The organism is Rhizobium vallis, assembly GCF_003985155.1.
Taxonomy (GTDB): Bacteria; Pseudomonadota; Alphaproteobacteria; order Rhizobiales; family Rhizobiaceae; genus Rhizobium; species Rhizobium vallis.
The window spans coordinates 617,434-637,374 of record NZ_ML133687.1; the positions used below are offsets into that span (position 1 = coordinate 617,434).

General features: G+C 61.0%; 17 protein-coding genes and 1 tRNA gene. 9 read left to right on the top strand and 9 right to left on the bottom strand.

Going from position 1 to position 19,941, the window contains the following annotated elements; all coding sequences use genetic code 11:
- Window positions 1-41: 41 nt before the first annotated feature.
- The 3 genes from EFQ99_RS08135 (at window position 42) to EFQ99_RS08145 (ending at window position 4,548) form a co-directional block, all read left to right on the top strand.
- Window positions 42-728: a PspA/IM30 family protein gene (locus tag EFQ99_RS08135; protein WP_126920518.1), complete on the top strand. Its 687-nt coding sequence runs from the start codon at window positions 42-44 to the stop codon at window positions 726-728.
- A gap of 49 nt (window positions 729-777) precedes the next feature.
- Window positions 778-1,059: a YiaA/YiaB family inner membrane protein gene (locus tag EFQ99_RS08140; protein ID WP_003546080.1), complete on the top strand. Its 282-nt coding sequence runs from the start codon at window positions 778-780 to the stop codon at window positions 1,057-1,059.
- 93 nt (window positions 1,060-1,152) lie between these two features.
- Window positions 1,153-4,548, top strand: a complete 3,396-nt coding sequence (locus EFQ99_RS08145; protein ID WP_126920519.1) for an acyl-[ACP]--phospholipid O-acyltransferase — start codon at window positions 1,153-1,155, stop codon at window positions 4,546-4,548.
- Window positions 4,549-4,683: 135 nt separating this feature from the next.
- Here the strand turns inward: EFQ99_RS08145 and EFQ99_RS08150 are convergent, their stop codons facing one another.
- Entirely contained in the window at window positions 4,684-5,091 is a 408-nt protein-coding gene (locus EFQ99_RS08150) for a hypothetical protein (protein ID WP_126920520.1), read from the bottom strand.
- 263 nt (window positions 5,092-5,354) lie between these two features.
- On the opposite strand from EFQ99_RS08150, the gene EFQ99_RS08155 reads away from it, so the two are divergent.
- Window positions 5,355-5,431 (top strand) — tRNA-Pro (locus EFQ99_RS08155).
- Between the two features lie 268 nt (window positions 5,432-5,699).
- Complete coding sequence (locus EFQ99_RS08160; RefSeq protein ID WP_126920521.1) at window positions 5,700-5,885, top strand: hypothetical protein; 186 nt, start codon at window positions 5,700-5,702, stop codon at window positions 5,883-5,885.
- Window positions 5,886-6,086: 201 nt separating this feature from the next.
- Here the strand turns inward: EFQ99_RS08160 and EFQ99_RS08165 are convergent, their stop codons facing one another.
- Together EFQ99_RS08165 and EFQ99_RS08170 are read right to left on the bottom strand one after the other, a co-directional pair.
- Window positions 6,087-6,287: a hypothetical protein gene (locus EFQ99_RS08165; RefSeq protein WP_126920522.1), complete on the bottom strand. Its 201-nt coding sequence runs from the start codon at window positions 6,285-6,287 to the stop codon at window positions 6,087-6,089.
- 374 nt (window positions 6,288-6,661) lie between these two features.
- Window positions 6,662-8,167 (bottom strand): DegQ family serine endoprotease, encoded by a 1,506-nt coding sequence (locus tag EFQ99_RS08170; RefSeq protein ID WP_126920523.1) that lies wholly within the window; start codon window positions 8,165-8,167, stop codon window positions 6,662-6,664.
- Window positions 8,168-8,722: 555 nt separating this feature from the next.
- Here EFQ99_RS08170 and EFQ99_RS08175 point away from each other — a divergent pair.
- Both EFQ99_RS08175 and EFQ99_RS08180 read left to right on the top strand, forming a co-directional pair.
- Window positions 8,723-9,760 carry a LacI family DNA-binding transcriptional regulator gene (locus tag EFQ99_RS08175; RefSeq protein WP_126920524.1) on the top strand — a complete coding sequence of 346 codons (1,038 nt, stop codon included), beginning with the start codon at window positions 8,723-8,725 and terminating at the stop codon, window positions 9,758-9,760.
- 172 nt (window positions 9,761-9,932) lie between these two features.
- Window positions 9,933-10,778 carry a dienelactone hydrolase family protein gene (locus EFQ99_RS08180; protein WP_126920525.1) on the top strand — a complete coding sequence of 282 codons (846 nt, stop codon included), beginning with the start codon at window positions 9,933-9,935 and terminating at the stop codon, window positions 10,776-10,778.
- 190 nt (window positions 10,779-10,968) lie between these two features.
- Here the strand turns inward: EFQ99_RS08180 and cysN are convergent, their stop codons facing one another.
- From cysN to EFQ99_RS08195, 3 genes are all read right to left on the bottom strand, one after another.
- The gene (gene cysN / locus EFQ99_RS08185) at window positions 10,969-12,465 is read right to left on the bottom strand and encodes a sulfate adenylyltransferase subunit CysN (protein ID WP_126920526.1); all 1,497 of its coding nucleotides are present in this window, start codon (window positions 12,463-12,465) and stop codon (window positions 10,969-10,971) included.
- Between the two features lies 1 nt (window position 12,466).
- The gene (cysD, locus tag EFQ99_RS08190) at window positions 12,467-13,420 is read right to left on the bottom strand and encodes a sulfate adenylyltransferase subunit CysD (protein WP_012556948.1); all 954 of its coding nucleotides are present in this window, start codon (window positions 13,418-13,420) and stop codon (window positions 12,467-12,469) included.
- A gap of 136 nt (window positions 13,421-13,556) precedes the next feature.
- A complete protein-coding gene (locus EFQ99_RS08195) occupies window positions 13,557-14,297 on the bottom strand; it encodes a phosphoadenylyl-sulfate reductase (protein ID WP_126920527.1) in 741 nt (246 codons plus the stop codon).
- A 420-nt stretch (window positions 14,298-14,717) separates the two neighbouring features.
- On the opposite strand from EFQ99_RS08195, the gene EFQ99_RS08200 reads away from it, so the two are divergent.
- Window positions 14,718-15,164 (top strand): RrF2 family transcriptional regulator, encoded by a 447-nt coding sequence (locus tag EFQ99_RS08200; RefSeq protein ID WP_126920528.1) that lies wholly within the window; start codon window positions 14,718-14,720, stop codon window positions 15,162-15,164.
- 16 nt (window positions 15,165-15,180) lie between these two features.
- Here the strand turns inward: EFQ99_RS08200 and betA are convergent, their stop codons facing one another.
- The 3 genes from betA to betI form a co-directional block, all read right to left on the bottom strand.
- Complete coding sequence (betA, locus tag EFQ99_RS08205) at window positions 15,181-16,833, bottom strand: choline dehydrogenase (RefSeq protein ID WP_126920529.1); 1,653 nt, start codon at window positions 16,831-16,833, stop codon at window positions 15,181-15,183.
- 200 nt (window positions 16,834-17,033) lie between these two features.
- Entirely contained in the window at window positions 17,034-18,497 is a 1,464-nt protein-coding gene (gene betB, locus EFQ99_RS08210) for a betaine-aldehyde dehydrogenase (protein ID WP_126920530.1), read from the bottom strand.
- A 52-nt stretch (window positions 18,498-18,549) separates the two neighbouring features.
- Window positions 18,550-19,137, bottom strand: a complete 588-nt coding sequence (gene betI, locus EFQ99_RS08215) for a transcriptional regulator BetI (protein ID WP_126920531.1) — start codon at window positions 19,135-19,137, stop codon at window positions 18,550-18,552.
- Window positions 19,138-19,276: 139 nt separating this feature from the next.
- Between betI and EFQ99_RS08220 the strand changes: the two genes are divergently transcribed.
- The gene (locus EFQ99_RS08220) at window positions 19,277-19,825 is read left to right on the top strand and encodes an HdeD family acid-resistance protein (protein WP_126920532.1); all 549 of its coding nucleotides are present in this window, start codon (window positions 19,277-19,279) and stop codon (window positions 19,823-19,825) included.
- Window positions 19,826-19,941 lie beyond the last annotated feature (116 nt).

The following is a 19,941-nucleotide window of genomic DNA, read 5'->3' on the forward strand; positions in this document are numbered from 1 at the left end:
AAGTCATCTCGTGAACAATGTTCATAAACCGGAGGAAGGAAATGTTCAAACTGATTTCCATTTTGTTGCGGGGCAGGGCGCATGATGCCGAACAGGCCTTCGCCGACCGAAACGCCGTGCCGCTGCTGGCCCAGCAGATCCGCGATGCCGCCCAGTCGATCCAGTCGGCCCGCCGCAGCGTGGCGGTCGCCATCGCCCAGAACGAGCAGGAGAAGGTGCAGCACGGGGCGATCATTGCCCGCATCGCCGATCTCGAAGTTCGCGCCACCGCAGCCCTTGCCAAGAGCAATGACGGCTTGGCGCGCGAGGCGGCCGAGGCGATCGCCTTTCTCGAAGCCGAGCGCGATGTATCTGAGAAGGCGCAGGCCCAGTTCACCCAGGCAATCGACAAGCTGAAGGGCATCGTCCGTGCCTCCGAGGCGCGGCTGCAGGAGCTGCAGCGCGGCGAGCGGCTGGCCCGGGCGACGCAAGAGGCGCAGAAGCTTGATGTCGCCGTCGCCGGTCCGGGCTTTGCCACGCTCGACGATGCCGAGGAGACCCTGGCGCGCCTTCGCCTGCGCCAGAGCCAGAATGAACTGACGGCCGTGGCCCTCAAGGACATGGAAGGCGCCATCCGCCCGGCCGGCATCATCGAGAAGCTTGCCAATGCCGGCTTCGGCGCGCCGCTGCGCTCATCCGCTGATGATGTGCTGGCGCGGCTGAAGAGCCGCATCACGCCCGCCGCCTGAAATTGCATCCATCGAACCATTCATCCATCAAACCATAGGGATTAAGACAATGAACGACAGTTTCCAGAAACATTCCGCCAGCTGGGTCAGCTTCTCCTACATCTCCTTCGGCTCGGCCGCCTTCATGCTGGCGCTTGGCCTCTACATGATGCCGCTCGATCTCTGGGGCAAAGGCTATCTCGCCATGGGCATTCTGATGCTGGTGCAGACCACGGTGAATATCACCAAGACGCTGCGCGACAATGCCGAGTCCGAGAAGCTGATCCGCAAGGTCGAGGATGCCCGCACCGAGAAACTCCTGGTCAAGTTCAATCGTAACGATGAAGATTGATCTTCCTTAACCACAGCGCAGAGTTGTTACCGCATTCAACTTTTGCGTAACAACTCTGTGGCCTTCTCTGCCAGTCGAAAGAGGGACCCTGCCGTGCAACACAAACTGATGACCTCAAGGAAATTCGCGCCGCTGTTCTGGACCCAGTTCCTGACCGCCTTCAACGACAATTTCCTCAAGAACACCCTGGTGTTCCTCATTCTCTTCAAGATGTCGGCGAGCGAAGGTGCTGCGCTGGTGACGCTTGCCGGCGTCATCCTCATCGTGCCCTTCCTGCTGCTCTCGGCGCTGGGCGGCGAACTCGCCGACAAGCATGACAAGGCTAAGATCGCTGAGCTGCTGAAGCGGTGCGAGATCGCCATCGCCGGGCTTGCCGTCGTCGGCCTGGCCTTCTCCTCGATTTTCGTGTTGATGGCGGCTCTGTTCGGCTTCGGCACCATCTCGGCGCTGTTCGGGCCGATCAAATACGGCATCCTGCCCGATCATCTCGAACGCCGCGACCTGCCGAAGGCCAATGCCTGGATCGAGGGCGGCACCTTCATCGCCATCCTCGCCGGCACGATCATCGCAGCCCTTGCCTTTTCCGGCGGCGAAAATGTGCTGATCTTCGGCTCGATGATGATGGGGCTTTCGGTGCTCTGCTGGCTTTCGGCCCGCATGATCCCGCCGACCGGTTCCAAGGCGCCGGATCTCGAAATCGACCGCAACGTGGTCCGCTCCAGCTACACCCTCGTCATGGAAATCCGTGAGGATAAACGGCTGTGGCGTTCGGCGCTGATGAATTGCTGGTTCTGGCTGGTCGGCGCCTTCGTCCTCTCCATCCTGCCGACCATGGTGACCGAGCTGCTCGGCGGCTCCGAGCTCGTCGTGCCCGCCTATCTCACCGTTTTCGCCATCGCCGTCGCCGTCGGTTCGGCCATTGCCGCCTGGATGTCATCCGGCCGCATCGTGCTGCTGCCGGCCCCTGTCGGCACGGCGCTGCTCGGCCTTTTCAGCCTCGATCTCGCCTGGAACCTCTGGGGCCTGGCTTCGACAAGCCATGCGACGACGATCGCCGGTTTCTTTGCCGGTCAGAATACCATCCGCGTCGCCATCGATCTCGCCGGCATGGCAATCTCCGGCGCCTTCATCGCCGTGCCGACTTTCGCCGCGCTGCAGACCTGGGCGCATGAGGATCGCCGCGCCCGCGTCATCGGCGCCGCCAATGTGCTCTCTGCGCTGTTCATCACCGTCGGCCTCGGCCTCGTCGCCGCCATCCAGGCTCTCGGCGCTTCCATTCCGCAGATCCTGATCGGCCTCGGCGTCCTCAATTTTGCCGTCGCCTGGCTGATGCTGAAGACGCTGCCGACCAATCCCTTCCGCGACTTCATCTCGATCCTGTTCCGCGCCTTCATGCGGCTGGAGGTCGAGGGGCTGGAGAATATCAAGAAGGCCGGCCGCGCGCCGATCATTGCGCTGAACCATGTCAGCCTTCTCGATGGCGCCTTGGCGCTTGCCATCACCGAGGAAGAGCCGGTCTTTGCCGTCGATTACAAGATTGCCCAGGCATGGTGGGTGCGCCCCTTCCTGAAAATGTGCAAATTCCTGCCGCTTGATCCGACAAAGCCGATGGCGACGCGGTCGCTGATCAAGGTGGTGCAGGATGGCAGCCCGATCGGCATCTTCCCCGAGGGCCGCCTGACGGTCACCGGCACCTTGATGAAGGTCTATGATGGCGCCGCCATGGTCGCCGACAAGACCGGCTCGATGGTCGTGCCGGTCAGGATCGACGGGCTGGAGAAGAGCTATCTCTCCTATCTCGACAACGGCAAGATCCGCCGCCGGCTGTTCCCCAAGGTCAAGGTCACCATTCTCGAGCCGGTGAAGCTGGAAGTGCCGCCGGAGCTGAAAGGCCGCAAACGCCGCACGGCGGCAGGTGCTGCCCTTTATCAGGTGATGTCGAACCTGCTGTTCCAGACCGCCGATACCTCCTCGACCGTTTTGGACCGCGTCATCCGGGCGGGCCACGAATTCGGGATGAAGAAGCTCGCCGTCGAAGATCCGGTCACCGGCCGGCTGACCTATGGCAAGCTGCTCACAGGGGCTGCCGTGCTCGGGGCCAAATTCCGCGCCCGCTTCCAGGAAACCAACCTCGGCGTCATGCTGCCCAATGCCAACGGTGCCGCCGCCACTCTTCTCGGTGTGATGACGGCTGGCAAGGTGCCGGCGATGCTGAACTTCACCGCGGGCGCGGCCAATATCCTCTCCGCCTGCAAGGCGGCCGAGGTCAAACATGTGCTGACCTCGCGCGCCTTCGTCACCCAGGCCAAGCTCGGTGCCGTCATCGAGGAGATGGAAAAGCAGGTGAAGATCGTCTGGCTCGATGATCTCAGGGCCGAAATCTCACTCAAGGACAAGATCCTGGGTTATCTGAGAAAGGCGCGACCGCTGGCAAAACGCCAGCCGGACGATCCGGCCGTCATTCTCTTCACGTCGGGCTCCGAAGGCACGCCGAAGGGCGTGGTGCTCACCCACCGCAACATCCTGTCTAACGCCGCCCAGGCCGCCGCCCGCATCGATTTCCACAGCGGCGACAAGGTGTTCAACATCCTACCCGTTTTCCATTCTTTCGGGCTGACGGCCGGCGCGGTGCTGCCGCTGATCTCCGGCGTGCCGGTCTATTTCTATCCTTCGCCGCTGCATTACCGTATCGTGCCGGAGCTGATCTATGTCTCCAATGCCACGATCATTTTCGGTACTGACACCTTCCTCAACGGCTACTCGAGAACGGCACATCCCTACGATTTCCGCTCGATCCGCTATATCTTCTCCGGTGCCGAGCCGGTGAAGGCCGCAACCCGCCAGACCTATATGGAAAAATTCGGCTTGCGCATCTTGGAAGGCTACGGCGTCACCGAGACGGCGCCTGTGATTTCCATCAACACGCCGATGTACAACAAGTCGGGCACGGTCGGCAAAATCCTGCCGGGCATGGAATGGAAGCTCGAACCGGTGCCCGGCATCGATGAGGGCGGCCGGCTGCATGTGCGCGGCGCCAATGTCATGGCCGGCTATCTCCGCGCCGAAAAGCCCGGTGTGCTCGAGCCGCTCGCCGACGGCTGGCACGACACCGGCGACATCGTCACCATCGATGAGGACGGCTTCGTCAAGATCCGCGGCCGCGCCAAACGCTTCGCCAAGATCGGCGGCGAAATGATCTCGCTCGCCGCCATCGAGACGCTGGCCGCCGAACTCTGGCCGGGGGCGCTGTCGGTCGTCTCCTCGCTGCCCGACGCCAAGAAGGGCGAGCGGCTGGTGCTCTTGACCGACGCCCCCACCGCCACCCGCGCCGAGTTCCTCGCCTTCGCCAAATCCAAGGGCGCCATGGACATGATGATCCCGGCCGAGGTCAATATCGGCACGGTGCCGGTGCTGGGTTCAGGCAAAGTGGATTTCGTTGCGGCGCGCAAGTTGGCGGAAAGCGCGGTGCAGGCGGGGGAGGCGGCGTGAGGGACAAGTTCTTCAGACGATAGCCTGGTTGAAAAGTGCCTCGATCCCTACAGGTCGAACGGCAGCAAAACGATGCCTGCCAAACTAAAACAGGCGGCACTGGGCCGCCTGTTTCCACATCGAACAAACCGTCCGTTACTTCTGTTCCGGCGCCAGGAATTCGGCGCAATAGGACGGACCGTCCACGCCGGGAATGTCGGCGACGGTGCGGATGTCGCGGATCGTGTAATCGGAGCTGGTGGTGATTTCGGTCTGGCAGCGCAGATAAGAGGTGCGGGCAGACGAAATCTGCTTGCCGCGCTTGCCGTCGGCGCCTTCGGCGTATTTCGCAGGGATGCGCACGGTCTTGTAGCCGCCGCGCCAGGTGTAGACTGTGGTCGAGCCTTCCTCGCGGTCGCTGATCGGCGGCCCGTAGGCAGCAAAGAAGATGCCGGCCGATTTGCCGACCCAGCGGGCCTCGATCGGATTGCCGGCGGAAGGTATGGTCGTGCATCCGGCAAGCGCAATTGCAAGCCCGGCCGCGGTCATGGTGCGGAGTTTCATCGTGTCGTCCCTGATCTCTAGCGCATTGGCTGCGAAGCCGCTGTCCTGAGCGGTTTCGCCTGTCCCGTCGAGCCCTTTAGCGCGGAACCCGACAAAAGAAAATTGCCCCTTTGACACTTGTGTTCGATTTGCAGGAGGTGTGGCTTTTTGCTGCAGGAGCCATGCCCGCGCTTTGTCATAAGCCCGTCAAAAATTCCGCCGGATTTTTGGAATTTGGTGCTTGTGCAACCAGATAGGCTGTTCTATAGAAGCGCCGCTGGTCACGGAGTGTAGCGCAGTCTGGTAGCGCACCACGTTCGGGACGTGGGGGTCGAGTGTTCGAATCACTCCACTCCGACCAGCTAGAAACCCCGCTTCGGCGGGGTTTTTCGTTTTCGCCGATATATGCTGATTGATCCCACAGAATGCGCTGTTGCGCCGTCCGGTGCGGAAACGTACGGGAAACTATCCAGTCGGCCATGGTCGATGTGCATCGTCACGCTGCAGGGCTGCGGGCAGACTGGCGTTTGTTCTCTCCAGCGGAACTGGGACAAGCAGGCTTTTAATTTTAGATATTTCTAACGAACAAATCGGCCGCGTGCTGGTTCTCCTCTCAAGGAGGAATTGTCATGAAGACCATGAACAATCGCCAGGTTCGCGTTCCGGGTCCCCGAGAGCACGATGTTGCGGAACATTGCCGTAAGTTCGGCATCGGTCCTGCGGAAGAAAAGAAGCTGAAGAAACTTCTCGGGTCTCGGGCGCCGCTCCATGAAATTCAGGCGAACGCTCCGCCGCGGCAGCCGAGGTGGCGTTAGGCTGAGGCGATGTACGGCAGCAATGACTGCCGAGATCATCGATTTCGTCCGCTACCTCTGGGAACTTCCAGCCGTGTTTGGCGGTTTGGCCGCCGGATCGTGCGGCAGGTCTTGTCTCCTGTCCCCTGCTTACCCCTGCAGGGTTGCCGCGCGATCCACTCGCGCCCCAGAGGCGCTGAGAAGCGAGCCTAGAAACGCGTGTCAGCGCCGCGGTTGCCGCGACAGCATGAGAATGTAGTCATCGGCGATATCGGCTACCACCATTGCAGCTTCCGCAGGCGAAAATCCTCTGCCGACGGCGTCGCCGACGATCTTCATTACGGCCGATTCAAGCGCTTCCCGGCAATCGGAGAGAGTCTCGACCTGCGGGCATTTAGCACGAAATTCCAATACGTTGTTCATGGCATACCCTCCGTTTGATATTGCTGAGCCATGCGTGGACGCCCGTCAACCGAGCCATGGTCCCGGTGGAGTGCCCTCTCCGAGACCAGAATGATTTTCGCAAGGCTACGATGGCACAGGAGCGGTGGTATTCAAGCGGATGCTGATATTAAGGTAAGCCAGTAGGGTTAATTCGTCCGTCGATTGTGGGTCGACGTTAAAGAGAGGCTGTCAGGCAATAGTGCAGCGTCTGTTCCTCTGTCACCTTCCTGGACAGGGGCGCGGTCTTTCTGCACCGAGGCTGGACATTTCATCCTCCAACACCCGGTCCGGCATTAACGCTTGCTCCGGTCAGGAAAGCCCGTTTTCACGGGCTTTCTTTATAGATCGCGGTCTCAAGCTGCCGCAAACGGCACGGCTACGAAGGTCTTGTTGCCGTCGCGTTCAATGAGCAGCAGCACCGATTTGCGGCCGGCCTTGCCGGCCTCGGCAACCGCGGTCTTGACGTCGCGGGCGTCGTGGACCGGCCTGTCGTTCACCGAGACGATCACGTCGCCCGACTGGATGCCGGCAGCAGCAGCCGACTTGTCCGCATTGACGCTGGCGACTACCGCGCCGTTGGTGTTGTGCGGTAGGTTGAGTTTCTGGCGAAGGTCAGGCGTCAGATCGGCAAGACCGATGCCGAGGCTCGGCTGGCCGGTGCTCTGGCCCTGGATGTCGGAGCTTTCGGCAGCAGCCTGTTTCTGGCCGTTCTCGTTGCCGCCGACCGTGACGTTGAGGTCGATCGTCTTGCCATCACGCCAGACGCTCAAGGATTCCTTGGCACCCGGCGAAAGATCTGCGACGAGGCGCGACAGGTCTTTCGGCGTCTTGACTGTCTCACTGCCGACCGCGGTGACGATATCGCCCGGCTTCACGCCGGCCCGTGCGGCTGGCGTATCGGTGGTGACGGCGGCAACCAGCGCGCCGCCTGACTTATCGAGGCCGACGGCATCGGCGACGTCTTTCGTTACCGGCTGGATCTGCACGCCGAGATAGCCGTGATCGATCGAGCCGTCCTTCTGCAGCTTGGCGACGATCGCCTTCGCCTCGTCCGAGGGAATGGCGAAGCCGACGCCGACGCTGCCGCCGTTCGGCGAATAGATGGCGGTGTTGATGCCGACGACATTGCCATTGCGATCGACAAGCGGGCCGCCTGAGTTGCCGTGGTTGATCGGCGCGTCGATCTGGATGAAATCGTCATACGGCCCGCTGTGCAGGTCGCGGCCGCGCGCCGAGACGATGCCTGCCGTCACCGTGGTGCCGATGCCGAAGGGATTGCCGATCGCAAGGATCTGGTCGCCGAGCTTCAGCTTGTCGGAATCGCCCCAGGCAACCGTTTGAAGCGGCTTCGGCGCTTCAATCTTCAAGACGGCGACATCGGATTTCGGGTCGGTGCCGATGAGCTTGGCGGGAAGCTCCGTGCCGTCATCCAACGTCACCTTGATGTCGACGGCATTGTCGATGACGTGGTTGTTGGTGACGATCACGCCGTCGCGGCTGATGATGAAGCCGGAGCCGAGCGCCATCGCATGCTGGGAGCCTTGATGTTGCGGCGCCGGGTGCGGCAGCGGGATGCCCTGACCCTCGAAGAACTGGCGGAACTGCTCGTCCATCGGCGATTCCTGTTGGTCGGCGCTGACGTCGGTCGCCTTCATCGTCGTGGTGATGGTGACGACCGCAGGCTTGTCGGCGTCGACAATGGAAGCGAAGGAGCCGCTGGAAGCCAGAACGCCGCCTGTATCCGAAGGTGCGGCAAAGGCGTTGGACGAGTTGATGGTGAAGGGCAGGTATGCGGCGCCGGCGATGATGGCCGCCCCGACAAGCGCTGCGGCACGATGTTTGCGGAGAATATGTGACATGGTGATAGTCCCTTGCGAGAGCGTTGGCTTTTGATGGCGTCGTGGTTCCATGTCAGGGACCTGGCGTCGGATGGCGTATCAGCCCAATTCCTCTGTTCAGAACGCGCTGTCGTCGAAATACTGTGACGACGGAGAGGGAATAGAGAAATTCGTGCTGGGGATTCATATGACCCCGCCAGACAGATTTACAAATTAAATATTGATCATGTTTATATTGCCAATTTGTAAGATATTACTGGAATTTAACCTTTGTTTCCGGATGCCCCGATCCTGTTGTCGCGCTGCGGAGATCTCGGGCGCGGTTCCCGTCTCGCATGGCGTTCCGCTGAGAATTTCATCCTGCAATAAATGGACTTAACCTCCGCCGGCGGTGATCCGATTGCCGGGTGGGCCCGTAATTTCCCGGCAGACGACCTCGCTGCTCTTTCTTGAAGTTGCGTTGCCAGATCTCGTTGCAAAATATAAAATGTTAGTAGACTCTAAATTATTTCTTCTTCAGAAAGTGAAGACCGCGAATCGAGGGCAGGCGAGTCTCGCGGCGGCAGACGAGGGGCGATGAGGAAGTCAGTGGAGCCGGGGCGGACGGCCAGGCGCGGGGCTCATGTGAAGTTGAGCGATGTGGCAAAGAAGGTGGGGGTCAGCCCCATCACCATCTCACGCGCGCTTCGCAATCCTGAAGTCGTCTCGGAGGAACTGCGCGAGATCATTCTGCGCACGGTCGAGGAGATGGGGTACATTCCCAATCTTGCCGCCCGGGCGCTGGCCGGCCGCCACAATGGCATCGTCGGCGTCATCACGCCCGCTTTGCATCAGTACGGCTTCGCCGGGCTGATGCTCGGTATCGAGGATCGCTTCCGCGACACCGAATTTACCGTGCAATATTCCAGTACGCTGCACCATGCCGAGGGGGAGGCCGGCCTGCTGAAATCCTTCCTGACGCAGAAGCCGGCCGGCGTCGTCATCGCCGGCGCCGAATCCTATCGTGATCTCCTGCCGCTGATCGGGAATGCCACCTGTCCCATCGCGCATATCACCGATCTCAGCCAGGAGCCGGAAACGCTGGTCGTCGGCCTCGATCATTATGCCGCAGGCGCCGAGCCCACCCGCTTTCTGTTGTCGAGGGGCTATCAGAGGATCGGTTTCATCGGCCGCGGCGCGGATGTCCGCTCGCGCCGCCGGATTGAGGGTTATGAGGCTGTGATGCGGGAAGCCGGGCGTTGCGACCCAGATCTCATCATCGGCGGGGATGCGACAAGCCGCATCGGCCTCGGCAGGGAGCTGTTTTCCCGCCTGTTGCAGCGCGTGCCCGATGTCGATGCCGTCTTTGCCCAGAGCGACGAATTAGCACTCGGCGTGCTCATCGAATGCAAGGCGCGTGGTATCCGTGTGCCGGAAGATTTCGGCATTTGCGGCTTCAACGATCTCGAATTTTCTTCCTTCACCGAGCCGACGCTGACGACGGTGCACATCCCGCGCTACGATATCGGCTACCGCGTCGCCGACATGCTGTTGCGCGCCATCAGCGATGAGCCGCTTGATGAAGACAAGGTCGATTGCGGCTTCTCGATCATCCCGCGCGGCTCGACGCGCTGAGGACGGCTCGATTTTGTCCCGGCCACTGATGCCGGGTTCGCTGGAATCCATCGCAGCTTTGGGCCGGAAGACGCCATCCATCGACGGGACTTGCTGTCCGGGCAATACTATCGAAAAATAGGCGAGGAATTCCACTGATAGTAGGCTGTTGATCAAACGGTGGAGAAGTTCAGTGAAAACCTCGAGACGTTTTCTTGGCCTTGTCGCTGTTCTCAGCGCCACACTCGCTGGAAACCCAGCTGCTGCCGACGAACTGGTTCATTTCGAAAGCGCGCCCGTAAAGCTCAGCCCATTTCGAATACGCAAGGCCAATGAACAGGGAGAAATTCTCCCCCAACCGCAGGGCACGCCTTTACTCGGATATTTGAGCCGACCCCAGGGTAGTGGTCCGTTCCCGGCGATCGTCGTCATGCACGGCTGCGAGGGCATGCGTTTAAGCATCAAGGACCTTTGGCCGAAACGGTTGGTCTCGTGGGGCTACGTCGTGTTGGTTGTCGACAGCCTCACCACCCGCAACATCAAGGATACGTGTCAAAGCTATCTCCCCGATCGCGTCTTCGACGCCTATGGAGCTTTGAATTTCTTATCGAAACAAGGCTTTGTCGATGCTCAACGCGTCGCCTTGATGGGCTTTTCAGTGGGCGGCACCGCGACGCTGGAGGGAACAAAAGTCGAAGGCAACGAGCAGCTTATGGACCGCAAATTCAAGGCAGCGGTTGCCTATTATCCGGCCTGTGCCGGAAATCAGGGCGATGCGACAGTGCCGATCTTGATTTTGAGTGGCGACCGGGACAATTGGAGCCCGGCTGACCCATGCAAGAAGAGGCTTGCCAATCTGAGTGACAATAGCCCGCCGATCGAGCTCGATATCTACAAGGGTGTTTACCACGATTTTGATGCCCCGGAGTTCAAGGTGGGACGGCAGGTGTTCGGACATATAGAAAAATACAATCCAGACGCTGCAGAAAAGTCCATCCGCAGCGTTCACTCATTCCTTCAAAAGTACCTCTCGAACTAATGCATGTCGCTCAAAGTGTTGAGCGGTTCGGTTGTCCGCCGCTTATTGCACGATCCCAAATTCTGAATTGATTTTGCGAGTGCGACGCAAAATCCGCCGGCAACACGTCTGCTGCAAGCGGATTTGGCACCATCAAATGTGGTAATCTATATTTCGGCGAGGGGGCCGTTCTCCCGGCCCCTATTTCTCATCAGATGTCGCTTGCAGCGCTCGACCAGAGGTCGGCCGCTTCGGCTGCCGTCATCCGACGTACCTCGGCCTCATGGCTGCGGCTGGCGAAGAGTTCGCTTGCCATGATCTGCTCGGCTAGGTCGGCCGGAAGCGAGAGGATGACGCGGGCTTCGCCATTATGCAGCCCACCCAGCTCGGTGCGCTTGCCGGTCACCATGCCGCCGGCGACCGTGTTGTTGGTCTCCGGATCGATCAGGATGAAGGAGCCGGAATTGCGGTTCTGCTCATAGGGGTCGAAGATCGCCGCTTCGTCGAAGACAAGCCGGACTTTGCCGATTGCATTCATGTAAAGCCGCTGGGCGGCATTCCAGGTACCGGTCTTCAGCTCAAGCTGGCTGAGCGGCTGTACCTGGACACGCTGGCGGCGGCTACCGCTCTTTAGCCAATAGCGCTTGCCGGGCTCGATACCCTCAGGCTGCAATGCGACGATCTGTGCGTCGAAGGCAAGGCCGACCTGCGGCTGGGCGTCGATCGAGACGATCATGTCGCCGCGCGCCACGTCGACCTGGCGGTCGAGCACCAGCGTGATCGCGTCGCCGGCAACGGCGGCGTTGCGGACGAGATCGAAGGTAACGATCTTGGAGACGTTGGCGACCATGCCGGAGGGCAGGATCATGACGCTGTCGCCTGGTTTGACCGAGCCGCCGGCAACCGTGCCCTGGTAGCCGCGGAAGCTTTCGCCCGGACGCGAGACGCGCTGCACCGAAAGACGGAAGCCGACCGTCTGCGACGAGCGCACTGTGGCAAGCTCCAGCGTCTCCACCAGTGTCTGCCCGGTATACCAGGGCATGGCGCCCTGGCCAGAATAGACGACGTTTTCGCCCTTCAGCGCCGACATCGGGATGGCGGTGATCTGCTTGACGCCGAGCGACAAGGCAAATTCCCGGAATTCATGGCTGATCTTGTCGAAGCCGGCGCGATCATAGCCCGTCAGGTCGATCTTGTTGACGGCAAGCACGAACTGCTTGATCCCGAGCAGCGAGGCGATCGTCGCGTGACGGCGCGTCTGCTCGAGAATGCCGAAGCGTGCATCGACGAGCAGGATGGCGAGATCGGCGGTCGAGGCGCCGGTCGCCATGTTGCGGGTATATTGCTCGTGGCCGGGCGTGTCGGCGACGATGAACGAGCGCTTGTCGGTCGAGAAATAGCGATAGGCGACATCGATGGTGATGCCCTGTTCGCGCTCGGCCTGCAGACCGTCGAGCAAGAGCGCGAAGTCGGGCAGGCCGAGATCGTTCTGCTTGCCGGTGGAATCGCGCTGCAAGGTGGCGGCCTGGTCTTCCTTGACCGCCTTGGTGTCCCAGAGCAGGCGGCCGATCAGGGTCGACTTGCCGTCATCGACGCTGCCGCAGGTGATCAGGCGCAGCGGGCGCGAGTCGCGCAGGGCCTTCTGCGGCTCGGCGGCAGGCAAGCTGGCGACGGTTGCGGCCGAGACGGCGGTTTGGGCTGCGGTCATCTCAGAAATATCCTTCACGCTTCTTCTTTTCCATGGAGCCGGACTGGTCGCGGTCGATGGCGCGGCCCTGACGTTCGGACACCGTTGCAATTTCGAGTTCGGCAATCACCTCTTCGAGGGTGGTAGCCTGGGAGCGGATGGCGCCGGTCAGCGGGAAGTCGCCGAGGGTGCGGAAACGGATCATGCCTTCCTGGCGGACTTCGCCGGGCAGCAGCTCCAGGCGTGGATCTTCGGCCAGGATCATCATGCCGTCGCGCTCCACGAAAGGCCGCTTCTTGGCGTAATAGAGCGGCACCAGCGGAATGTCTTCAGCCTGGATGTAGCGCCAGATGTCGACTTCGGTCCAGTTCGACAGCGGGAAGGCGCGCACGCTTTCACCCTTGCGGATCATGCCGTTATAGACGTTCCAGAGTTCCGGCCGCTGGTTGCGCGGATCCCAGCGATGGTCGGGCGTGCGGAAGGAATAAATCCGCTCCTTGGCGCGGCTGGCCTCTTCGTCGCGCCGCGCGCCGCCGAAAGCGGCGTCGAACTGGCCAGCATCGAGTGCCTGGCGCAGGCCCTCGGTCTTCATGATGTCGGTAAAGGCGGCCGAACCATGGGTGAAGGGCGTGATGTTTTCGGCCGCACCGCGCGGGTTGATGTGCTCGATCAGATCGAGATCGTATTTTTTCGCGGTCTCGTCACGGAACGCGATCATCTCCCGGAATTTCCAGCCGGTGTTCACATGCAGCAGCGGGAAGGGCACGCGGCCGGGATAGAAGGCCTTGCGCGCCAGATGCAGCAGCACCGAGGAATCCTTGCCGATTGAATAGAGCATGACCGGACGCTCGAATTCGGCCGCAACCTCGCGGAAGATGTGGATGGATTCGTTTTCCAGCGCTTTCAGATGTGGGTCGAGCGGCGCCTTCGCGCTCTGCGGATTGCTGAGTTCCGTATCCGGACGGCTATCGGGCATGTTTTACTCCAGGCTATCGGTCGTTTGCGGCTCACCGCAAAACAATTCCTTGATATTGCATTCCCCGGGAATGTTGGCTTTCCCAAGGCTGCGGCGGTCGCCGCGCCTTGGATTTGGGAAAGCCGTGGGGGGTGATTTACTGTGCGGTGATCGCCGCGGCCTCTTCGGCGACATGCAGGCCGCATTCGCGCGTCTCGTCCTGCTCCCACCACCAGCGGCCGGCGCGCTCCGGCTCGCCGGGCTTGATCGCCCGCGTGCAGGGCTCGCAGCCGATCGAGGGATAGCCGCGCGCATGCAGCGGGTTCACCGGCACACTGTTGTCCGCGACGAATGCCTTGATCGTGTCGATGTCCCAATCTGCGAGCGGGTTGACCTTCAGCAGGTGCCGTTCGGCGTCATATTCGGCAAAAGGCGTGACGGCACGGTTGGCCGATTGTCCACGGCGCAGGCCGGTGATCCAGATCGCAGCACCTTCGAGCGCACGCGCAAGCGGCTTCAGCTTGCGCACGCCGCAGCAGGCATGCCGGGCCTCGACGCTCTCATAGAAACCGTTGAGCCCGTATTGCGCCGCGTAAGCGTCGATATCGGCCTGCTCGGGCTCGTAGCGATGGATATGGATGTTGTACTGGCTCTCGGTCTCGCCGATCAGCGAAAGCGTCTCGGGAAACAGCCGGCCTGTCTGCAGCGTCGCGATATCGATCGGCAGGCGGTGCGTGCCGATCTCGGCGGTGATGACCTGGTCCTCGATGCCGAGCGAGGTGGTGAACACCACACGGCCTCCGAGACCCGAGGCCAGCGACAGACGTCCGGCAAGGTCGAGGCCTGCCAGCTTGTCATTCAGCGCCTCGGCTTCTGCAATAGGATTGATAACCGTCATGAGAATCCTGTCCTTAGTTGACCGGAGTATCGCAGCTCAAGCATGGCTCGGACAGAAAAACGGATTTCGAAAGCTGCGGCCGGAGGAGCAAATATCTCTCCGAAGCTGCTGCAATGCAGAAAAGCAGCCGCCCGCGGACAGAATCCACGCGGACAATCTTAATGTCTACAGAAATAGTAGAGTTACACGCAGCCTGTCAATTGGAAATGTGAATTGATGCCGAAAAAGATGCGAAACGCCCGGTTTTGGTCTAGATTATCTAGGGTTGGGTAAGAACTAAAAACAATGCCAAAAACGCTTGTCTCTCAAGGCTTTCTCCGGCGCGTTCAAATTCAGTTCATGCTGGCTGTGCAATAGAGACGTGAGTATTCGTGAAGCGGTGCGGAGATTCGCGCCGCCTGTGTGTGTTGATGGTCTGAGATGATTACGCAAAAGGCGAAATATGCGCTGCGTGCGCTCACGGTCTTGGCTGATGCCGACGCCGACGAACCGGTGATGATTTCCGATATCGCGGCGCAGCAGAAGATCCCGAAGAAGTTTCTCGAACAGATCCTGCTCGACCTGAAACATCACGGCGTCGTCGCCAGCCGCCGCGGCAAGCAGGGCGGTTATCTTCTCCTGAAGCCGGCCCACGCTATCACCTTCGGCGAGATTCTCCGCATCATCGACGGCCCGCTCGCCCCGCTTCCGTGTCTCTCGATCACCGCCTACCGGAAGTGCGACGATTGCGACGGCGAACAGAACTGCCAGATCCGCCACGTCTTCGCCAAGGTGGCCGACGCCACCCGCAAGGTGCTGTTCTCGACGACCATCGCCGATGCCGCGCAGCCGGCCCGCACCGCCGAAGTCACCCGGCTTCTCGCCTGAACACCGGGATCGCTTCCTATCTGTCGCTCACCGCCCAGCGGGGATTGGTCCACGGCTCCTGGTTCGAGCGCGCCAGCGGCTGCTTGCCGAGAATATGGTCGGCCGCCTTCTCGCCCGTCATGATCGACGGGCCGTTCAGATTGCCGTAGGTGACATGCGGGAAGATCGAGCTGTCGGCGACACGCAAGCCATCGACGCCGATCACCCGTGTCTGCGGATCGACCACCGCCATCGGATCGTCCTTGGCTCCCATCTTGCAGGTGCCGCAGGGGTGATAGGCGCTCTCCAGATGTTCGCGCAGGAAGGCGTCGATTTCATCGTCGCTTTGCACCGCTTCACCCGGTTGGATCTCCGGGCCGCGATAGTGGTCGAAGGCACTCTGGCCGAAGATCTCCCGGGTCAGCCGCACGCAGTGGCGGAATTTCTCCCAATCCTCGGCATGGCTCATATAGTTGAAACGCAGCACCGGGTCGGCCTTGGGATCGGCGGAGCGTAAGCTCACATTGCCGCGCGATTTCGACAGGTTGTAGCCGACGTGAACCTGGAAGCCGTGGCTTTTGGCTGCCGCCTTGCCGTCATAGCTGATCGCCACCGGCAGGAAGTGGTATTGGATATCGGGCTGCTTCAGCCCCGGTGCTGAACGCAGGAAGGCGCAGGCTTCGAACTGGTTGGAGGCGCCAAGCCCGCCCTTGGAAAGCAGCCATTGCGCGCCCGCGACCCCCTGCCAGAACCAAGGCAGCCAGGAATAGAGCGATACCGGCTTGGTGCTCACCTGCTGGAAATAGAATTCCATGTGATCCTGCAGATTGGCGCCGACACCCGGCCGGTCGGCCTTCACCGCAATGCCCATATCCTGCAGATGCTGGCCGGGGCCGATGCCTGACAGCATCAGCAGCTTCGGCGAGTTGAAGGAGGAGGCCGAGACGATCACCTCGCGGTTGGCCTTCACCACCTCGATCTTGCCGTTGCGTTCGATCTCGACGCCTGTCGCCCGTCCGTCCTCGATCACGATCTTGCGCGCCAGGCCATAGACGATCGCGACATTCGCCCGCTTCAGCGCCGGTTTCAGATAGGCATTGGCGGCAGACCAGCGGCGGCCGCCGAAGATGGTCTGCTCCATCAGCCCGAAGCCTTCCTGCTTGCTGCCGTTATAATCTTCCGTCGTCTCGAAGCCTGCCTGTTTGCCGGCCTCGACGAAGGCGCGAAACAGAGGATTGGTGAAGCCGCCGCGCTGCACGTGCAGGGGCCCGTCCGTCCCGCGCCAGCCGTCCTCGCCGCCATGCGAATGCTCCATCCGCTTGAAATAGGGGAGAACGTCGGCATAGGCCCAGCCGCTAGCGCCAAGCTCCTCCCAGCGGTTGAAGTCTTCTGCATGGCCGCGCACATAGACCATGCCGTTGATCGAGGAGGACCCGCCGATCACCTTGCCGCGCGGCGCGGTGATGCGCCGGTTGTTGAGGTTCGGTTCCGGCTCGGAAAGATAACCCCAGTTATACCGCTTCATGCTCATCGGCCAGGCAAGGGCCGCCGGCATCTGGATGAACGGGCCGAAATCGCTACCGCCCGCCTCGATGACGATGACGGTATTTTTGCCGTCCTCGGAGAGGCGATAGGCGAGGGCGGAACCGGCCGAGCCGGAGCCGACGATGATGAAATCTGCTTGTTGCATGACGTTCCCTTAGATTCTTTTGCAACGGCCTGAAGACCCCGCCCCAAACCCCTCCCCACAAGGGGGAGGGGCTTAATCTGCGGCACCGCCTCACTTCAAAATCAGCGTCACGCGCGATGAGATCGAAGGAGAGTAAAACCGGTGCCGCATGCTAGGCCCTCCCCCTTGTGGGGAGGGGTTGGGGAGGGGCCTTCGTATTCTCAATAAGGCGCCACGACCGGCCCCATGCCAACGTAAACTGTCTTAAGCTCCGAATAGTGCTCCAGCGCCGCCAGCGAGTTCTCCCGCCCGAAGCCGGATTGTTTCGAGCCGCCGAAGGGGATTTCCACCGGGCAGAGATTGTAGGTGTTGATCCAGAGCGTGCCCGCCTCCAGCCGGTCGACGACGCGGTGGGCGCGGGTGAGGTCGGCGGTGAAGACGCCGCCGGAAAGGCCGAATTCGCTGGCATTGGCGCGGGCGATTACCTCGTCCTCATCCTCGAAATCGAGCACGGACATGACCGGTCCGAAGATCTCTTCGCGGGCGATGGTCATGTCGTCGGTGACATCGGCAAAGACCGTCGGCTGCACGTAATAACCTTCGCCGGAGACATTGTTCGGAATGCCGCCGCCAGCAATGAGGGTCGCGCCCTCGGCTTTGCCCTTCTCGATGTAGGAAATCACCTTCTCGCGCTGCGCCCAGGAGACCATTGGGCCGATCTGCGTCGCCTCGTCCATCGGATCGCCGATCAGCATCGCCTCGGTGCGTGCCTTCAGGCGCTTCAGAAATTCTGATTTGATCGCCTTCTGTACGAAGACACGTGTGCCGTTCGAGCAGACCTGGCCGGTCGAATAGAAATTGCCGAGCATCGCCCCGCCGATCGCCGAATCGATGTCGGCGTCATCGAAGACGATGAGCGGCGACTTGCCGCCGAGTTCCATCGTGACGTGCTTCAGGTTTCCGGCCGCGGCGGCGGCGACCCTGCGCCCTGTCGGCACAGAGCCGGTCAGCGACACCTTGGCGACGTCGGGATGGTTGACGAGCAACGGTCCGGTGTCGCGATCTCCCTGGATCACGTTGAAGAGCCCCCTCGGCAGTCCCGCCTCGTGCAGGATTTCGGCGATCTTCAGCGCACCGAGCGGCGTGTTCTCGGACGGTTTGAATACCATGGCATTGCCGCAGACAAGCGCCGGCGCGGCCTTCCAGCAGGTAATCTGCTGCGGATAGTTCCAGGCGCCGATGCCAACGCAGACGCCGAGCGCCACGCGCTTGGTATAGGCAAAATCCTGCCCGAGCGGGATATGAGAACCGTTGAGACCGGCCGGCGCGACGCCGCCGAAGAATTCGAAAGCGTCTGCACCCGAGGTCGGATCGGCGACGATCGTTTCCTGGATGGGTTTGCCGGTATCGAGCGTTTCGAGTTCGGAAAGCGCCTGGTTTCTCTCTCGCATGATGTCGGCCGCCCGTTTCAGGATGCGCCCGCGTGCCATCGGGCTCATCGCCGCCCATTCCGGCTGGGCGCGTTTAGCCGCGGCGATCGCCCGTTCGACGATTGCCGGCGTTGCCGCATGCAGCCGGGCGATCACCTCGCCGGTCGCGGGATAGAGGCTCTCGATGACGGTGCCGTCGGTATCCTCGACATATTCGCCGTCGATGAAGTGCGAGGCTTTCGGCTGGGCTTTCATGTCGTCGGTCCTTGTTTGATGCGGCTGTTTGCCGGAATTGTCATGGGTGCGGTCATCTTCCGAATGCCTGCAACTGGGTTGTCACATGATCCTCGGTGAGCGCGATCGAGGCTTCAATGCCGATCGGCGCCGATTTCAAACTCTGCCTGATATAGAGCCCGTCGATCATCGCCGCAGCGCCTTCGGCGATGCGTTCTGCGGCCTCGGTGGGCAGGAGCGCCTTGAGATCGGCAAGCAGATTGGAGCGCAGCCGCCTGGCATAGATCACCAGGAAGCGCCGCGTCTCCTCCGAGCGCTGCGCCTCGGCATAGAAGGCAAGCCAGGCGGCGATCGTGTCCGGTGCGAACTGGTCGGCGTGGAAGCTGACCCGGATGACGGCCGAAAGTCGTTCGCGTGGTGTCTTCGCTGCCTTGAGTGCCATCACCGTATCGTCGCGCAACTGCCTGAGAAGCGAGCGGATCGTCTCGATCAGCAATTGCTCCTTGCTGCCGAAATAATGATGCGCAAGGGCTGGCGACACGCCGGCCTGCCGGGCGATATCGGACATGGTGACAGCAAGCGAGCCGTGATCGCCGATCACCCGCAGCGCTGCATCGACAAGCGCCTTGCGGCGCACCGGCTCCATTCCGACCTTCGGCAAACGAAAAACTCCCTGAGATCGGACCAGATTATTTTTGATTGACTGATCAATCAATAAAAATCTTTGCCGAATTGATCTGACGCAGATCTTTTCGGGAAGAATTGGCGCAACATATGCGAAGTTGATCAGGAGGTGTGTTATGACCAGTCTCTACGATGGAATGCCCGCATCCTCGCTGCGGTCGAAATGGGTATGGTTCGTCGGCCTCGGCGTGCTGCTTCTCATCTGCGGCCTCATCGCCCTCAGCAACCTGTTGATGGCGACCGTCGCTTCGGTCTTCTACGTCGGCATGCTGATGCTGGCAGGCGGCGTCATTTATCTCATCCATGCCTTCCAGGTGCGCGGCTGGGATCAAGTGCTCTTTTGGGCTTTGAGCGGCGTGCTCTATGTGCTCGCCGGTATCTTCGCTTTCATCAATCCCATCTTCACCTCGGCGGCCTTGACCCTGTTTCTGGCCATTGCACTGCTGGTGGCCGGCATCTTCCGTCTCTGGGTCGGCATGCGCATGCGGCCGCTCAAAGGCTGGCGCTGGATCGTCGCAAGCGGTCTCATCACCGCCCTTGCCGGCTTTGTCATCGCACTCGGTTGGCCGGTCAACAGTCTCTGGATCCTTGGCCTTTTCCTGGCTGCAGATCTCATCGTTCAGGGCTGGACGATGATCGCCTTCGGCTTTGGCATCCGCAGTTGAACCCGTGGAGAGGGTTGTTGCCTGTTTTTTTGACAAGCACATGACAGGGGATTAGACTTGAAGGATTAGGTGGCGATCCTAATTACCAGGATCGTCCGATGTGCGAATGCACCAAG

What these genes read in the sequence shown, in the direction of transcription:
- EFQ99_RS08200 (WP_126920528.1), top strand. Translation starts at nt 14,718, where the DNA reads ATGATTACGCAAAAGGCGAAATATGCGCTGCGTGCGCTCACGGTCTTG.
- betA (WP_126920529.1), bottom strand. Translation starts at nt 16,833, where the DNA reads ATGCAACAAGCAGATTTCATCATCGTCGGCTCCGGCTCGGCCGGTTCC.
- EFQ99_RS08175 (WP_126920524.1), top strand. Translation starts at nt 8,723, where the DNA reads ATGAGGAAGTCAGTGGAGCCGGGGCGGACGGCCAGGCGCGGGGCTCAT.
- EFQ99_RS08165 (WP_126920522.1), bottom strand. Translation starts at nt 6,287, where the DNA reads ATGAACAACGTATTGGAATTTCGTGCTAAATGCCCGCAGGTCGAGACT.
- EFQ99_RS08170 (WP_126920523.1), bottom strand. Translation starts at nt 8,167, where the DNA reads ATGTCACATATTCTCCGCAAACATCGTGCCGCAGCGCTTGTCGGGGCG.
- cysN (WP_126920526.1), bottom strand. Translation starts at nt 12,465, where the DNA reads ATGACCGCAGCCCAAACCGCCGTCTCGGCCGCAACCGTCGCCAGCTTG.
- EFQ99_RS08140 (WP_003546080.1), top strand. Translation starts at nt 778, where the DNA reads ATGAACGACAGTTTCCAGAAACATTCCGCCAGCTGGGTCAGCTTCTCC.
- betB (WP_126920530.1), bottom strand. Translation starts at nt 18,497, where the DNA reads ATGAAAGCCCAGCCGAAAGCCTCGCACTTCATCGACGGCGAATATGTC.
- cysD (WP_012556948.1), bottom strand. Translation starts at nt 13,420, where the DNA reads ATGCCCGATAGCCGTCCGGATACGGAACTCAGCAATCCGCAGAGCGCG.
- EFQ99_RS08220 (WP_126920532.1), top strand. Translation starts at nt 19,277, where the DNA reads ATGACCAGTCTCTACGATGGAATGCCCGCATCCTCGCTGCGGTCGAAA.
- EFQ99_RS08160 (WP_126920521.1), top strand. Translation starts at nt 5,700, where the DNA reads ATGAAGACCATGAACAATCGCCAGGTTCGCGTTCCGGGTCCCCGAGAG.
- EFQ99_RS08135 (WP_126920518.1), top strand. Translation starts at nt 42, where the DNA reads ATGTTCAAACTGATTTCCATTTTGTTGCGGGGCAGGGCGCATGATGCC.
- EFQ99_RS08195 (WP_126920527.1), bottom strand. Translation starts at nt 14,297, where the DNA reads ATGACGGTTATCAATCCTATTGCAGAAGCCGAGGCGCTGAATGACAAG.
- EFQ99_RS08150 (WP_126920520.1), bottom strand. Translation starts at nt 5,091, where the DNA reads ATGAAACTCCGCACCATGACCGCGGCCGGGCTTGCAATTGCGCTTGCC.